This is a genomic window from Neorhizobium galegae (genome assembly GCF_017877135.1).
In the GTDB taxonomy this organism is placed as follows: domain Bacteria; phylum Pseudomonadota; class Alphaproteobacteria; order Rhizobiales; family Rhizobiaceae; genus Neorhizobium; species Neorhizobium galegae_A.
This window is the reverse complement of sequence record NZ_JAGIPH010000010.1, coordinates 160,182-176,651: the sequence shown is the minus strand read 5'-3', so window position 1 is coordinate 176,651 and position 16,470 is coordinate 160,182. Positions and strand designations below refer to the sequence as shown.

12 protein-coding genes are annotated in these 16,470 nt (G+C 61.4%); 9 read left to right on the top strand and 3 right to left on the bottom strand.

Annotated features, from left to right (window positions below):
- Positions 1-3: 3 nt before the first annotated feature.
- Positions 4-984, bottom strand: a complete 981-nt coding sequence (locus J2858_RS22180; protein WP_245367002.1) for a glycosyltransferase family 32 protein — start codon at positions 982-984, stop codon at positions 4-6.
- A 528-nt stretch (positions 985-1,512) separates the two neighbouring features.
- Here J2858_RS22180 and J2858_RS22175 point away from each other — a divergent pair.
- The 9 genes from J2858_RS22175 (at position 1,513) to J2858_RS22135 (ending at position 13,314) form a co-directional block, all read left to right on the top strand.
- Positions 1,513-3,402 carry an ABC transporter ATP-binding protein gene (locus J2858_RS22175; RefSeq protein WP_210107041.1) on the top strand — a complete coding sequence of 630 codons (1,890 nt, stop codon included), beginning with the start codon at positions 1,513-1,515 and terminating at the stop codon, positions 3,400-3,402.
- Positions 3,399-5,300: an ABC transporter substrate-binding protein gene (locus tag J2858_RS22170; RefSeq protein ID WP_210107040.1), complete on the top strand. Its 1,902-nt coding sequence runs from the start codon at positions 3,399-3,401 to the stop codon at positions 5,298-5,300. Before J2858_RS22175 ends, J2858_RS22170 begins: the two co-directional genes overlap by 4 nt.
- Before the next feature lies 1 nt (position 5,301).
- The gene (locus tag J2858_RS22165; protein ID WP_210107039.1) at positions 5,302-6,300 is read left to right on the top strand and encodes an ABC transporter permease; all 999 of its coding nucleotides are present in this window, start codon (positions 5,302-5,304) and stop codon (positions 6,298-6,300) included.
- A complete protein-coding gene (locus J2858_RS22160) occupies positions 6,297-7,469 on the top strand; it encodes an ABC transporter permease (RefSeq protein WP_210107038.1) in 1,173 nt (390 codons plus the stop codon). Before J2858_RS22165 ends, J2858_RS22160 begins: the two co-directional genes overlap by 4 nt.
- A 63-nt stretch (positions 7,470-7,532) precedes the next feature.
- Positions 7,533-8,741 (top strand): glycosyltransferase family protein, encoded by a 1,209-nt coding sequence (locus J2858_RS22155; protein ID WP_210107037.1) that lies wholly within the window; start codon positions 7,533-7,535, stop codon positions 8,739-8,741.
- Between the two features lie 6 nt (positions 8,742-8,747).
- The gene (locus J2858_RS22150) at positions 8,748-9,986 is read left to right on the top strand and encodes a glycosyltransferase family 4 protein (protein ID WP_210107036.1); all 1,239 of its coding nucleotides are present in this window, start codon (positions 8,748-8,750) and stop codon (positions 9,984-9,986) included.
- 1 nt (position 9,987) lies between these two features.
- The gene (locus J2858_RS22145; protein ID WP_348635517.1) at positions 9,988-11,172 is read left to right on the top strand and encodes a glycosyltransferase family protein; all 1,185 of its coding nucleotides are present in this window, start codon (positions 9,988-9,990) and stop codon (positions 11,170-11,172) included.
- Between the two features lie 151 nt (positions 11,173-11,323).
- The gene (locus tag J2858_RS22140) at positions 11,324-12,835 is read left to right on the top strand and encodes a sensor domain-containing diguanylate cyclase (RefSeq protein WP_210107074.1); all 1,512 of its coding nucleotides are present in this window, start codon (positions 11,324-11,326) and stop codon (positions 12,833-12,835) included.
- A 332-nt stretch (positions 12,836-13,167) separates the two neighbouring features.
- On the top strand, positions 13,168-13,314 hold the full coding sequence (locus tag J2858_RS22135; protein ID WP_210107035.1) for a DUF1127 domain-containing protein: 147 nt from the start codon (positions 13,168-13,170) through the stop codon (positions 13,312-13,314).
- Positions 13,315-13,692: 378 nt separating this feature from the next.
- Here J2858_RS22135 and J2858_RS22130 read toward each other — a convergent pair whose 3' ends face one another.
- Both J2858_RS22130 and J2858_RS22125 read right to left on the bottom strand, forming a co-directional pair.
- On the bottom strand, positions 13,693-15,579 hold the full coding sequence (locus tag J2858_RS22130) for a flavin monoamine oxidase family protein (protein WP_245367000.1): 1,887 nt from the start codon (positions 15,577-15,579) through the stop codon (positions 13,693-13,695).
- A gap of 362 nt (positions 15,580-15,941) precedes the next feature.
- Entirely contained in the window at positions 15,942-16,430 is a 489-nt protein-coding gene (locus tag J2858_RS22125; RefSeq protein ID WP_210107033.1) for a hypothetical protein, read from the bottom strand.
- Positions 16,431-16,470: the final 40 nt, after the last annotated feature.

Sequence of the window (16,470 nt, the reverse complement as noted above, 5' to 3'; positions counted from 1 at the left end):
CGATCACCAGGATTTCCAGCCGATCAGCAGGCCGCCATCCTGCGCCAGTGCTTGCCGCCTTGCGTCCTCCACCTCCGAGAGGGGGGCACGACGGGCAAGATTGGCGGCGACAAAGCCTGAATCCGGCACGGAAAATGTCGTTCCGCGAAAGAGAAGCGTCATCACCAGCGGTCCGGTCGACCACCAGGCCGGTCCTTCGGGCAAGAGCTGCGTGACCTCTGGCAGAATGTCGAGGAGACGCTTGAAGACCTGGTGGCCGGCCGGTGTTGCAATGAAGGAATTGGTGAGCAGCAGGCTGCCCATGCCCGTCTCGCGCGGCGTGTCTTCGGCAAGCGCCGAAAGCCCCGTCAGCGGCAGGATATCAGCAAAGCTCAGATCGTCGCGGGCCGGATACCAGTCGCAATCCAGATAGATGCCGCCTTCGGCCAGCAGCACGAAATAGCGGGCGATATCGACGGCGCCCGGAAAGTCGCCTTCCGCCATCATGCGCTCAAAGGCCGGGTGGCTTTCGACGCCGAGCACCTGAAGATCGCTCTCCCGCCAGAGGCGGTATTCAAGGCCGTTTTTCTCCGCATGGGTGCGCCAGGCCTCGACAGCGGGAGGAAGACCAAGCTTGCCCAGCCAGATCTGGTGCAGCACGCGCGGCACGGGCTCACGGTTGAGAGCGTTCATCCGGCGCCTCTCTTCGCCCTCGAACCGGGTGAGGGGGGAGAGCAGCGCGGGCGGCGGCACCAGCGTATGCTGCAGACCCAGCCGTTCCACCACTCTGCCTTCTGCCTTGGCAAGCTTCAGCCAGGCTGCATGCAGCTTTCGCGGATAGCCGAGCACTGTTTTGGAGCCGAGAGCGGGGTCGCTCATGACCGCTTCGTCGTGTGAAAGCGCCTCGAGCCGCAGCCGTGCCTCCTCATGCGCACCGCTCTCGATCAGGGCGCGCACCGCCTTCACGTCCGCGCGCGGGCTCATGGTCATATCGCTCTTGGACATTTTCACCTGTTTCATGATCAATCGGAGACCGGCCGGCAACGGTTGGCCTTATACCAAGTGTCGGTGATAGGAACCTATAGGATGGGTCACGACCGGTTTCTGGCTAGGCGCGGTGCGCAGCGCGATGCTGTCGCATCGGGCAAGCGCCGCAACGACGGCAGGGACCGGTCGTGACCCACCGTCGGCAGGCTTATCGAGCTTTCTGGCGTTGTCGAGGTTCTTGACGGATGCGAAAGCATCGCTCTGCAAACCTCTCCGAGCCAGAAAACTCGATAAGCCTGTCCTATAGGACTCTATCATCGACACTTGGTATAATTCGGCAGAAACGTTCAAGCCTTTCCCCGATTTATTCGGGAACTGTCATCTTCCCGAAACGGTTTTTGCGGCAGATCCACAGGCCAGACAAGGTTACGATGTTGTCGGTGTTGAACATGGACACAGGCAATATGCTGAGATACGGTTGATGAAAACAACAATGGGAACGCGCCTTTGGCAATTGCGCCACAAGGCTTCCGGGAATCATAGTGCATGACTGACCGTGCAGATCTGCTCCACATCGATGGTCTGTCTGTCTCCTTCCCCATGTGGGGTGGTAGCATCGATGCCGTCAAGACCATCTCCATGCGGATTCGTCCGGGCAAGGTCACCGCACTGGTGGGGGAGTCAGGGTCAGGAAAATCGGTCCTTGGCCGTTCGGTGATGGGCATCGAGGCGGCGACGGCGCGCATTTCGGGCCGTGTGCTGTTTCACGACCCTGATACGGGCGAGACTCACGATCTCCTGTCGCTGCCGCATGACGGGCGCCAGATCCGGGCGATCCGCGGCAATCGCATCGGGATGATCTTCCAGGAGCCGATGACCTCGTTCTCGCCCATGCACACCGTCGGCAACCAGATCGAGGAAGTGCTGCGCGTCCACACCGTCCTGTCGCCATCGGAACGGCTGGAACGCTGTCGTGAAATGCTGGGGCTGGTCGGCTTTGCCGATCCGGCCCGGGCCTTCGAAATGTATCCGTTCGAGCTGTCGGGCGGCATGCGCCAGCGTGCGATGATTGCCATGGCGCTGATCTGCAAGCCGTCGCTCCTGATCGCTGACGAGCCGACAACGGCGCTTGACGTCACCATCCAGGCGCAGATCCTGAAGCTTTTGCGTGATCTGCAGTCGAAGCTCGGCATGGCCATGCTCCTGATTACCCATGATCTCGGGGTCGTCGCCAGCATGGCCGACGAGGTGGTGGTGGTCTATCGCGGCGAGGTGATGGAATCCGGTCCCGTCGAGGCGATCTTCCGCCATGCGCAACATCCCTACACCAAGGGCCTGATGGCGGCCGTGCCCGATTTCGATCTGCCGCGCGACAAGCGGCTAAAGCCGCTGCGCGAGATCAAGGTGCATGCCGAGGGGCTGATCGACAAGAAGGCCCGCGGCACGGCTGCCCTGCCGGACGTGCTGCTCAGCGTGCGCGGGGTCTCGAAATCCTTTTCCTCCAAGCGCGGCGGCGGCTTTGGCATGCGACCGCCACCGCCGACCCTTGCCGTCAACGATGTCTCCTTCGAGATCCGCCGCGGCGAGACCCTCGGCCTCGTCGGCGAAAGCGGCTGCGGTAAGACCACGCTCAGCAAGATCCTGATGCGCGGCGTGGCGCCGGACGCCGGCCAGATCGTCTTCAGCGGCGAAGGCAAGCCGATCGATGTGCTGAAGGCGCAAGGGGATGAACTCGATATCCTGCGCACCCGCATCCAGATGGTGTTCCAGGATCCGGTCTCGTCTCTTTCGCCCCGCATGACGGTGCGTAACATCATCAGCGAGCCGCTTGAAATCCACAGGCGCGGCAATGCGCAGGCGCGGCTCGATGCAACGCTTCGCCTCGTCAACGCCATCGGCCTGCCGGAGAATTCGATCAGCCGTTATCCGCACAGTTTTTCCGGCGGTCAGCGCCAGCGCATCGGCATCGCCCGCGCGCTTGCGCTGGGGCCTGATCTTCTCATCTGCGACGAGCCGGTCTCGGCGCTCGATGTGTCCATCCAGGCCCAGATCCTCAACCTGATGAAGGACCTGAAGCGCGACCTTGGCCTCACCTACCTGTTCATCTCGCACAATCTGGCCGTGGTGAACTACATGGCAGACCGCGTGGCCGTGATGTATGCCGGACGGATCGTCGAAATCGCCCCCTGCGACGTCATCATGCGCCACCCCGTGCACCCCTATACCAAGAAGCTTTTGGCGGCGGTTCCGATGCCAAACCTCGACCATCCGCTGGATTTCGAGGCCATTGGCCAGCCAAGCGCTGCCGCCCGCAAGCTGTGGGCCCGCCAGTTCGTCAGCGAGGACGAGGGCGACGACCTCACCCATGCCGATCTGGGTGACGGCCATTTCGTGCTGGCCCGCCGGGATGTCGATGCGCGGGAGTTGCGGGCATGATCACACGCAGACAGGCAATGGCGCTTCTGGGCGGCACGCTTCTGCCGCATTCCATGCTCGGCGCAGCGTTCGCCGCCTCCACGCCCGCAGAAGACGCCGCGACCGCAGCACTGCCGTCTCTTGCCGAACGCCTGCCGAAGAACCCCCGCGTGATCACAGTCGCCGGTGAAGGCAAGGCCATCGGCAGGCCGGGCGGCACCTTGCGCATCCTGATCGGCGGTCAGCGCGACATCCGCTACATGCCCATCATCTCCTATGCGCGGCTGATCGGCTATAACGAGAAGTTCGCGATGGAGCCGGATCTTCTGGAAAGCTTCCATGTGGAGCGCGAACGCATCTTCACCTTCAAGCTGCGCGAAGGCCACCGCTGGTCGGACGGCAGCCTGTTTACGTCCGAGGATTTTCGCTATGTCTGGGAGGACATGTTCCTCAACAAGGAGCTTTATCGCGGCGGCATTCCGTCCAGCCTGAAGATCAACGGCAAGGCGCCGCGCTTCGAGGTCCTGGATGCGCTGACCGTACGCTACAGCTGGGATGAGCCTAATCCCGATTTCCTCACCGACATCGCCTCGCCGTCGCCGCTGCGCCTGATGATGCCGGCCGCTTATCTGAAGGAATTCCATCCGACCTATCAGACGGCGGAAAAGCTCAAGGGCCACATCGCCAAGAACCGGGTGGAGGACTGGGTGGCCCTGCACCAGAAGCTGTCGCGCACGGTGCGTCCGGAAAATCCGGACCTTCCCTCGCTCGATGCCTGGCGCAATATCACCCCGCCGCCGGCCGGACGTTTCGTTTTCGAGCGCAATCCCTACTATCACCGGGTGGACGAAAAGGGGCAGCAACTGCCCTATATCGACCGCGTCTTCTTCGACATCAGCTCGCCGGACCTGATTGCCGCAAAGACCGGGACCGGTGAAAGCGACCTGCAGTTCACCAACCTCGATTTCGCCGACTATACCTTCCTCAAGAATGCCGAGCAGCGCTATCCGATCACGGTGGATCTCTGGAAGCGCATCCAGGGGTCGCGCGCCGCGCTGATGCCGAACCTCAATTGCAAGGATCCGGTGTGGAACGCGCTGTTGCGCGACGTTCGGGTGCGCCGGGCGCTGTCGCTTGCCGTCAACCGGCACGAGATCAACATGGCGGTGTTCTTCGGTCTTGCCAAGGAAAGCGCCAATACGGTTTTGCCGGAGAGCCCGCTGTTCAAGCCGCAGTATCGCGATGCCTGGGCAAAATACGATCCGGATCAGGCCAATCGCCTGCTGGACGAGGTGGGCCTTACGGGCCGTCGCCACGACGGGCTTCGCCTGCTGCCGGATGGCCGCTACGCCAAGCTGATCGTTGAAACGACCGGCGAGCACAGCGTCGATACGGATATTCTCGAGCTTATCCACGACCATTGGCTGGAGATCGGCATCAAGATCTTCGTGCGCACCTCGCAGCGCGAGCTCTTGCGCCGCCGCGTCAAGGGCGGTGATACGGTGATGACCATTTCCGCCGGCCTCGACAACGGCGTGCCAACTGCCGACATGTCGCCGAAGGATCTGGCGCCGACCAGCGACGACCAGATGCAATGGCCGCTCTGGGGTCTCTTCTCCTATTCGGGCGGCAGCGACGGGCAGGCGCCCGACATGCCGGAAGCAATCCGCCTCAACGAGCTTCTGGACAAATGGCGTCATTCGGAGACCGAGGAAGAGCGGGCCGCCGTCTGGCACGAGATGCTGGCGCTCTGCGCCGACCAGGTGTTCACCATCGGGACCGTCAACGCCACGCTGCAGCCGGTGGTGCATTCCACGCGGCTGCGCAATATGCCGCGCGACGGGCTCTACGGCTTCGATCCCATGTCCTATCTCGGCGTCTACAGACCCGACACATTCTGGTACGATCAAGATGCGTGAGATGATCCGCTACATCCTCTGGCGCTTTATGGTGATGATCCCGACGCTGGTGCTGATCTCCATGCTGATCTTCACCATCATCGAGCTGCCGCCGGGCGACTATTTCGAAAGCTATGTCGAGGAGCTGAAGGCGATCGGCGAAAAGGCCGACATGCAGGAAATCGAGGCGCTGCGCGCTCGCTATGGCTTCGATCAGCCGCTGCCGATCCGCTATGTGCACTGGGTGGGCGGCATGCTGACCGGTGATTTCGGCTATTCCTTCGAATACCGCATGCCGGTGACCGACGTGGTGGGCGACCGGTTGTGGCTGACGGTTCTGGTCTCCACCGTCACCATCATCCTCACCTGGCTCCTGGCCTTCCCCATCGGCATCTACTCGGCCACCCACCAGTATAGCTGGGGCGATTACGGCCTGACTCTGCTTGGCCTGATCGGTCTTGCGGTGCCCAATTTCGTGCTGGCGCTGGTGTTGATGTATCTTGCCAATATCTGGTTCGGCACATCCATCGGGCACCTGATGGACCAGAAATATCTCTCCGAACCGATGAGCTGGGACAAGTTCACATCGATCCTCGAGCACATCTGGATCCCGGTTATCATCATCGGCACGGCTGGAACCGCCGGCATGGTGCGCCGCGTGCGCGCCAACCTGCTCGACGAGTTGCACAAGCAATATGTGATGACGGCGCGGGCCAAAGGCCTGCATCCGTTCAAGGTGCTGATCAAGTATCCGCTGCGCATGTCACTCAACTTCTTCATCTCGGATATCGGTTCGGTGCTGCCGGCGGTTATTTCCGGCGCTGAAATCACCGCGGTCGTTCTGTCGCTCGAAACCACCGGGCCGATGCTCATCCGCGCGCTGCAGAGCCAGGACATGTATCTGGCGGGGTCGTTCCTGATGTTCCTCGCCTTCCTCACCGTGATCGGCGTGCTGATCTCCGACATCGCGCTTGCCATTCTCGATCCACGGATCCGCCTGCGCGGAGGAGCCACGAAATGACATCGCGCACCGATACCCCTTCCGACATCCTGCCGCATTACGTGCGCGATACGCCGTTCGACCCTTATGCCGACGATGCCGCCGCCGGGACCATGCCCGCCGACCAGGCCTCGCAGTTGAAGCTGATGTGGTGGCGCTTTCGTCGCCACCGGCTGGCCCTCATTTCGGGCATCGCGCTTCTTCTCGCCTATCTGATGATCGTGATCGTGGAATTCCTGGCGCCCTACAAGGTGCACACCCGCAATGTCGAATTCATCTATGCGCCGCCGCAATCGGTGCACCTCTTCCATGAGGGCAGCTTTGTCGGCCCCTTCGTCTATGGCCAGACCATGCGGCTCGACATGCAGACGCTGCAGCGGGTCTATACGCCCGACAAGACGGATATCCAGCCGCTGCGCTTCTTCTGCCATGGCGAACCCTACAAGTTCTGGGGGCTGGTGGATGCCGACCTGCATCTGGTCTGCCCGCCGGAAAACAGCCAGTTCTTCTGGCTGGGCACCGACAGGCTCGGTCGCGATATCCTGTCGCGTATCCTTTACGGCGCGCGCATTTCGCTCACCATCGGTCTTCTCGGCGTCATGACCAGTTTCGTTCTCGGCATTGTGATCGGCGGGCTCGCCGGCTACTGGGGCGGCTGGTTCGATCTCGTCGTGCAGCGGGTGATCGAGGTGCTGCAATCCATCCCGAGCATTCCGCTCTGGCTGGCACTTGCCGCCATCCTGCCGGTCGACTGGAGCCCGCTTCTTGTCTATCTCGGCATCACCTTCATCCTCGGCCTGCTCGACTGGACGGGACTTGCCCGCGCGGTGCGCTCCAAGCTTCTGGCGCTCCGGGAAGAGGATTATGTGCTGGCGGCGCAGATGATGGGGGCGGGGAGCACCCGCATCATCGGGCGTCACCTCATCCCCGGCTTTCTGTCGCATCTGATCGCCAGCGCCACGCTCACCATCCCCAGCATGATCCTTGGGGAAACGACCCTGAGCTTCTTGGGCCTCGGGCTGCGTCCCCCCATTACCAGCTGGGGCGTTCTGCTCACGGAAGCGCGAACGGTGAGTGTTCTGGCACTGTATCCCTGGCTGCTTTTTCCGGTCCTGCCGGTCATTTTCGTGATCCTTGCCTTCAATTTCCTGGGCGATGGCCTTAGGGATGCTGCAGACCCATATAAATGAGAACCAAACGGATTGCGCGGGGAGGCGTTGTCCGGCACCTGAACTCGATGGAGTAGACTGAGCATGCCAAGACGCCTTGGGAACGCTCGTATCCTGATGTACAGCCACGATACATTCGGGCTTGGCCATTTGAGACGCTGCCGCACGATTGCCCATTCGCTGGTCGAGGATTACCGCGGCCTCAACGTGCTCATTATCTCCGGCGCCACCATCGCCGGGGCCTTCGACTATCGCGCCCGCGTGGATTTCGTCAAAATCCCCAGCGTCATCAAGCTGCGCAACGGCGAATATACGTCCATGGACCGGCATATCGATTTGCACGAGACCATGAAAATGCGCCAGTCGATCATCCGCCATACGGCAGAGACCTTCGAGCCTGACATCTTCATTATCGACAAGGAGCCGCTTGGCCTGCGCAACGAGGTGGAGGATACGCTTGCCTACCTCAAGACCCGCGGCACGACGCTGGTGCTGGGTCTGCGTGACGTCATGGATGCGCCGCACCTCCTGGAGGCGGAATGGAAGCGCAACGATGTCCTGCGCAAGATCGGCAATCTCTATGACGATGTCTGGGTCTATGGGCCTCCGGATTTCTATGATCCGCTGACCGGCATCGATATTCCGCACTCGGTGCGCTCCAAGATGAATTTCGTCGGCTTCCTGCAGCGCAAGGCTTCGCTGGAGCCCAGTACCTCGCAGGCCGGCCGCGAGGATTACCTGCTGGTGACGACAGGCGGCGGTGGCGATGGCGCCGATCTGGTGCGTGACGTGATTGCCGCCTACGAGGCAGATCCGACGCTGACCCACAAGGCGGTGATCGTGCTCGGCCCCTACATGTCCGGCGAACAGCGCAGCCACTTCAAGGATGCCTGCGAGAACAACCCGCTTCTGGAGATCATCGAGTTCGACAACCGCATGGAAGATCGCATTGCCGGCGCAAAGGCGGTCGTGGCCATGGGCGGCTACAACACCTATTGCGAAATCCTCTCCTTCGACAAGCCGGCTCTCATCGTTCCGCGCACGCAGCCGCGCGAGGAGCAACTGATCCGTGCGACGCGGGCAAGCGAGCTTGGCCTTGTCAGCATGGTATCGGGTGAGGAGTCCGTCGATCCCGTGAGGTTTGCCGCAGCCATCAAGGATGTGTTGCAGCGCGATCCGCCGTCGGTGAGTGCGCCCGGCATGCATATGGAAGGTCTCCCCACCATTTCGCGCATCGTCGCCAACTGGTTCAAGCGCAAGGGTTCGTACCATCTGTCGCTCGCGCAGGGCTGAATTCGCATGAAGAAGATTCTGGTCCTGCTGAAGGGCTATCCTCGCCTGTCCGAAACCTTCATCGCGCAGGAATTGCTGGGGCTGGAACGGGCAGGTTTCGAGCTCGAACTGGTGGCCATGCGCCGCCCGACCGACAAGAAGCGGCATCCGGTGCATGACGAGATCCGCGCCAGGGTCTGGTATCTGCCGGAATACCTGCACGAGGAACCGCTTCGGGTGCTGAAGGCGCTGGCGGCGGTCGCGCGCCTCCCGGGCTTTTCCACGGCGTTGCGATCCTTCCTCAAGGATCTTCGCCGCGATGTGTCACGCAACCGATTTCGCCGCTTCGGTCAGGCCGCCGTGCTGGTGGCGGAATGGCCGGCGGATGCCGGATGGCTGCATGTGCATTTCATCCACACGCCTGCCTCCGTGGCGCGCTATGCCAGCATGATCTCAGGCATTCCCTGGACGGTTTCGGCGCATGCCAAGGATATCTGGACCTCGCCTGACTGGGACCTTGAGGAAAAACTCGCCGATGCCGATTGGGCCGTCACCTGCACCCGCGTCGGCTTTGATCAGCTGACCAGGCTATCGCGGGGGCGAAACAATGTTCATCTGAGCTATCACGGTCTTGATCTCGACCGCTTTCCGCATTTTGGCGGTGAGCGGCCAGCACGAGATGGGTCTGATCCGCAAGACCCGGTCCGGCTGCTGAGCGTCGGCCGCGCCGTGCCGAAAAAAGGCTATGACGTGCTGTTGCAGGCGCTCGCAAAACTGCCATCGGATCTTGCTTGGCATCTTACCCATATCGGCGGTGGTGACGAGCTTTCGCGGCTGAAACCGCTCGCCGAGGAGCTTGGCATTGCCGGCCGCATCACCTGGAAGGGCGCGCTCGACCAGCGCGAGGTGCTTCAGCATTACCGCGACAGCGATCTCTTTACGCTCGCCTGCCGGATTACCGCCGATGGTGATCGCGACGGTCTGCCCAATGTGATGGTGGAGGCCGCAAGCCAAGGGTTGGCGGTTGTATCGACGACCGTTTCGGGTATTACCGAACTCTTCGAGGATGCGCAAAACAGCCTGCTGGTTGCACCCGATGCCCCCGACGCGCTTGCTGGAGCGCTTGCGCGGATGATCGGCGATCCGCTGCTGCGCGCGAGCTTGGCGCAAAAGGCCGAGCAGAAGGTGCGCACGCAGTTTGACCACCACAACAGCATCCGCGATCTGGAGCGGCTGTTTGCAGCAAGCTGGACAAGGAGTGTGTGACGTGACGGAAACGGATAGCGAGACGGTGAAGGCACCGAAGCGGATTTTCTTCTACGTCCAGCATCTGCTCGGCATTGGCCATCTCGTGCGGGCAAGCCGCATCGCCGCAGCGCTCCATGCCGCCGGCATGGAGGTGACGCTGGTGACCGGCGGCAATTCCATCGAAGGGTTTCCTGGTCCGAACGTGCGGCATGTGCAACTGCCGGCCGTGCTTTCCTCCAGCACCGGTTTTTCGGGCCTGATCGACGCCGATGGCCGCCGTGTCGATGAGCGGTTCGAGGCGCGCCGGGCAGCACTCCTCAGCGAAGCCTTCCAGGCGGCAGCCCCCGATGCGGTGCTGATCGAAGCCTTTCCCTTCGGCCGCCGCCAGATGCGGTTCGAGCTTCTGCCCCTTCTGGAGGCCATCCGGCAGGCATCCCCGCGCCCGCTTCTCTACAGTTCGGTGCGCGATATCCTGCAGGAAAACCGCAAGCCGGGCCGCGACCGGGAAACCGCCGATCTTGTCACGAATTATTTCGACGGTGTGCTGATCCATGGCGATCCGCAATTCGTGCGGCTGGAAGACACGTTTCCGCTCGCCGGAGACATTGCCGGCAAGGTGCATTACACCGGGCTTGTGGCACCTCAGACGCCGGTGCCGTCACCGGATCGGTTCGACGTCGTCGTGTCTGCAGGCGGTGGCGCGGTGGGAGCCGCCCTTGTCGAGGCAGCGCTCGATGCCCGCGATATCCTCAGCGACGACCGCAGCTGGTGCCTGATTGCCGGGCCCAACATGCCGGCCGAAGCGTTTGACCGCCTCTCGGCGCGGGCGGACAAGAATGTTGCGCTGGTGCGCTTTCGCACCGACTTTCCGAGCCTCCTCATGAATGCCGAACTGTCGATCTCGCAGGCCGGCTACAATACTGTCTGCGATCTTCTCTTGGCCACATGCGGATGCGTGCTGGTGCCCTTCGCATCGGGCGGCGAGACCGAACAGACGATGCGCGCCGAAAAGCTGGCAAGCCTCGGCTTTGCCGAAGTGGTTGGTGAGCAGCAGCTGAGCGGCGAGACACTGGCTGCAGCCATCGGCAGGGTGCGGCAGCGTCCGGCGCGGCCGCAGATTTCGATCCTGATGGACGGGGCAGAGACCACCGCTGCCCTGATCGGGCAACAGCTCGACGCGCGCGCCGCTGCGTCCGGATCCTGATCACAGGACATCAGACGCCGGCGCATCCTTGGCCGAAGTCAAGGACCTGCTAAAAAAGTTCGACAGGTGTCTCATTCTATTCCAGATTTGAATGACCGCGGGGTGGATTCGTTCTATGGACTGGCCGCAAGAGGCTATGCGAGGGCGCATGATGGACAACAATAGCGGTGCCGATGTTTTCGATCTCGCGCCTATTGCCATGTGGATCGAGGATTTCAGCGGCGTTGCCGCTCAATTCGACGTCTGGCGTCGCGAGGGGGTGACCGACATCCGCCGTTTCCTGCGGGCGGATCTGTCGCGCGTGGCGCTCTGCGCCTCCAAGATCCGCGTGCTGGAGGTCAATCGAAAGACGCTCGAGCTCTTCGGGGCCGAAAGCCAGGCGCATCTGGTTGCTAATATCGACCGCGTCTTCCGGGACGACATGCTGGAAAGCCACATCAACGAGCTTTCCGCTCTGTTCGATGGGCATAAGGAGTTTTTCGGCAGTGCGGTCAATTACACGCTGTCGGGCCGGCGTCTGGATATACAGCTGCGCGGTGCCGTCTTGCCGGGCCATGAGCAAACGCTCGACCGGCTTCTGCTGACGACGGAAGACGTGACGGAGCGCGAGGATGCCCGCCGCCGTGAACTGTCGAACCGTCAATATGCCGAAGGGATCTTCGAACACTCGCCGGTGTCGCTGTGGGTCGAGGATTTCAGCCGTATCCGCACCATGCTTGAGGATGTGCGCGCGCAGGGCATTGCCGATTTTCGCGTGTTCACCGACGTGCATCCGGAGTTCGTGCGCCAGTGCATGAGCGAGATCCGCGTCATCACGGTCAATCAGTCGACGCTCGATCTGTTCTGTGCGCCCGACCGCCAGACGCTGTTGCAGCGGCTCGGCGATATTTTCCGCGATGAGATGGAAAAGCATTTTCGCGAACAGCTGGTGGAGCTGTGGAACAACAATCTCTTCCACCAGCGCGAGGTGGTCAATTATGCGCTCGACGGGTCCGAGCGCTATGTCCTGATGCAGTTTTCCGTGCTTCCGGGCCACGAAGACGACTGGTCGCTGGTGCAGGTGGCGCTCACCGACATCACGGCGCGCAAGAAGGCGGAAGCCTATCTCGAATATCTCGGCAAGCACGATGTGCTGACCAAACTGCATAATCGCGCCTTCTATGTCGATGAAATGAACCGCATGGAGCGCAAGCCGCTGAGGCCGGTCTCTATCCTCGTGATTGACCTCAACGGGTTGAAGGACACCAATGACACGCTGGGCCACGATGCGGGCGATGCCCTGCTGCGACGGATCGGCGAAGTGCTGAACGGTGCCGTGACGCGGCCGAACCACGTCGCCCGCATTGGTGGCGACGAATTTGCCATCCTGATGCCGGGTGCCGACCGGGCCGCAGCGGCGGCCATGGCTGACACGATTCAGGAGCTGTTGAAGATCAACAACCAGTTCTACTCGAACGCACCGCTCAGCATCGCGCTCGGTATCGCCACCAGCGAGCAGGGTGAAAAGATCGAAGCCGTGGTGCGGCGGGCCGATGCGGCCATGTATCAGCAGAAGCGCCAGTTTCACTCTGCCCGGCAGAGGCGCCTCGCAGAGGAGATGGGAAGAGACGATCATCATCCGGGCGAGCAGATTGCCGCCCTTGGCCAGCCCGCGGCCGAATAGCCGGCCTCCGACACGGCTTGCGCGAAGGTTTGGCTGTCTGCCCGGTGACGCTTGACGCCCATCGGCGGCGCGCCTCGTCTTTCTGCACAACGCGCCTGCAGCCGCCGGTCATCCTATAGCCGCATTCCTGTCAATCGAAAATTGCCTGCGGATGATGCAGCCAAAGGCATTTGGCGGGGAGGGGTCGAGGACGCCTTGCATTCGCTGCATAGGTGGCCTGACGCATTGCGACTGTTCGCTGGCCGCCCCCGAGTCTATATTAGCGACATCAAACGACGCCGGAGCCAAGCACGGTTGCTGACGTCAAACGAACCTCAGGAAAGGGGAGCATCATGAACGTAGCACGCTCTCTCAACAATTGGCGCAAGTATCGTCAGACGGTCACGGAACTTGGCCGCATGTCCAACCGCGAACTGAACGACCTGGGCATTGCCCGCGGTGAAATCCGCGATGTGGCGCGGGCCTCTGTCGGCTTCTAAGCCTTTCGCGCCAGTTCTGTCTTGCAGACGCCCGCTCTCGACGCGGGCGTTTTTGCGTTTGGGCCGCAGTCACGATGCTGGATATGGGTTCTGGAGCATCCCGATTTTTGCATAGCTGCACTGCAACATAATGCCTATCAAATCCGCCGATCTGGCGTATGATCATCCTCATCGAAGCAATGCTCCTCCTCCCGCAGAGCTTCGTGTGTCAGACGGCCCACTCCTCCTCCCAAGGGGCGTCTGCAGAGTGGCGGCACTCCTCCTCCCAGCGCCGTTCAGTTCTTTTCGAAAAGCCTGCCGCACCTCCTCCCGCGGCAGGCTTTTTGTTTTTGGACCTGGCTTTTGATGCGCGGTGCCCGGTCACATCTGCATGATCCTTCAGCCCTTCATGCCTGAAAAGCATCCGCAGTCGAGGCAGTTGAGCGGCTCAATGCTGTGCGCGATCGCGGCGATCGCGCAATAGGCCGATGCAACGGCGCCTTCCTGCCATCCGGGCCAGTAGCTCCAAGTGTCGCCGGCGCAGAAGAAGCGGCCCGACGGGTCGAATGTCGTGATCTCCCGATAGACGTTCGGCGACGTGCTTGCCGTATCGGACGCCCAGCCGCCGACCTGGTTCGGCATATATTGCCAAGCGATCGACAGGCCCCGGTAAACCTCCTCCTTTGCCTCCGGATGGAGAAGCCCGAGGCCGTGCCGCGCCGTGGCGATACGCTCCACATTGCCCTGGCGCGCATAGGTGACAGCCGGCGTACCGCGATTGTAGGCGCCGGTCAGGATGCCGGTATGGGCGGTGAAATCCTCCGACGGGTACCAGATCTGGCCGATGATGTCGGTGGTCCAGGAAATGCCGCCATAGATCTCATCTTCGGTTTCCCAGAAGCGGCTCTTGCCCTGCCATCCAACCTTGATCGCCGGTGTCCACAGATTGGGTGTGGGATCGTCATCGCCCCATTCCCCCTGGACCGAAAATGCGTCCAGCCCGTTGATGAAGGCCCGCGGCAGGCCTTCCTTCACCAGGATGCGGTTGAGAAGGGAGGGGGCGGTCGTGGAGATGCAGAAGTCGAATTCGTGTTGCTGGACGCCCGTCTCTCCCGTGGCATTGGAAGGGTTGACGCGCAGGCTGACGCCGCTGCTGCTGGGCGCAATGCCGGTGACGGCCGTATTCAGGAGAACGAGGTTGCCAACCTTGGCGCCGGCGCCGGCGACCGGCTGCAGGCTTTCGTTCCAGATCGCCGTTTTCGGCACATCCTGCAGCAGCAATTGCTGCCAGATTCGGTCCATGCCCCCGATCGGCTGCATCAGCGACGGCTGCCAGTCGATGTTGAAGCCGTTGAACAGAAACGATCCCGGCGACAGTTCCGGATTGGCGTCGGCATCGCCGATGAAGCCGGAGGACAGGATCTTGTCGAGGGGGACGCTGTCACGCAGCGTGCCGCTATCGCGCCAACCGCCTGGCAGATGCGTGTATCCGAGCCGCGAATTCGGCTGGATGTCGCCGCTGCTGCTAAGGTTGCCGAACAACTGGTAGAGGTTCTCCAGCGCTTTCGTTTCTTCGGCGCCTGGGTTGCCCTTCAGTTTGATCCCCTCGCGGGCCACCTGGTACATCATCTGCGCCATTTCGGCATAGAGACTGTAGGTCACCTGGGCAAAGCTGATGGGCTTGCCGTTGTCAAAAGTCTGGCTTTGAATGAGGTTGGACATGGACTGGAAGAAATAGGGCTCGAGCGCCACGCCGATCTCCTGGCAGAGCGCGATGAGATTGACGTGGTTGGACGGGATGCGCCCTGGCCCGGCATTCAGAAACAGTTCCACCGGATCGCGCCCTGACTCGGGCTTCCAGTCATCATCCATGAATTCGCAGATCTGAAGATCTGGGGCAGGGCTTGTCGCCACCTCCTGGTAACGATCCGCATACATGGCCGGAAACTGATCGGTTCCGGGATATTTCTTGAACCACCATTTGCGGTAGGCTTCGTTGGACGGACGGGCGGTCAGGCTGCGCCCGCCATAGCGGCTGTCTGCCTCAAACACCACGACCTTGAAGCCGGCATTGGCCAGCCTGAGGGCCGATGTGAGCCCGGCTACCCCAGCGCCGACAATGGCGACGCTCCTTCCGCGACCGAAGTCTGCGGGAAGATCCGGACGGGTTGTCCTATAGGCGGCCTGCGCCTGGCCAAGGCCGGAGAGAAGCGGCGGCGCAAACAGACTGCCCGCAAGGGCCGTCATGCTGCGCAAAAGTGTACGGCGTGTCCATGAAGATCTCATCCCAGTTTTCCTCCGAGGCATGGTGAAAAATCGTAAAGCGGAACAAGGTGTTCTGCATTTCGCGCGCAAAAAAATCGCTGGAAACGCAGTCTGCTGGCTATTGGTAAAAGCGAACGCCAGGCCGCATCGAGTTGTCTGCTCGAATGGCGTTGGCGATAGACACGGGCTCCCAATGCCGCTGGCGGATAAGGCCGGCAGAGGGGGCAAGGCATGACATGATTGACGGCCCGTTCGATGCGGGCCGTGGATGATTACCGGTGCATTTCGTCTCTAGGGAGAAGTCGCTACCGATGCGATTACTTAAAGTTGATTTATGTTATTTGTCAACCGGAGGATGTAATTCTTGTTCTCATCGGTCCTGATCATGCGTCGGCATCGAATCCACGTGTCCTGCGCGGCATGACCAGCGATGCCTTGTCGACGGGCGGGCGGCCGATGCACTGGTATCCGCGCCGCCGGCGGCTATAGGCGAAATGGGTCCTGCCGGCGGCATGGGTTGTGGCAAGCACCCGGTAGCCGTTGATGAATTCGTCCGTCACCTCCAGGTTTTCACCCCAGAGCCAGCCCCCATAGGCGGTGCCCTTGTCCGACCGCAGCACCAGTTCGAAGAAATAACCACCGCCGGTTTGGCTCATGCGGAAGACGAGATCGACATTATCCTGGTCCGTCTCCTCGAATGCCCCTTGCGCAAGTCTCGCATAAGCAACCTTTGCTTCAGTCAGCGCACCGATTGCGTAGAATGGATAGCCTTTGAACCACATGAACTCGGTAATGGCGAAGCCGACATCATCGGCGCGCTGGTAGGGTTCAGTGTAAGAAGAAAATTGTACATAAGAAGAATTGAATGTCATGCGGTGCATCGTTTCTATTTGACCGGAAGAATGATGTCCG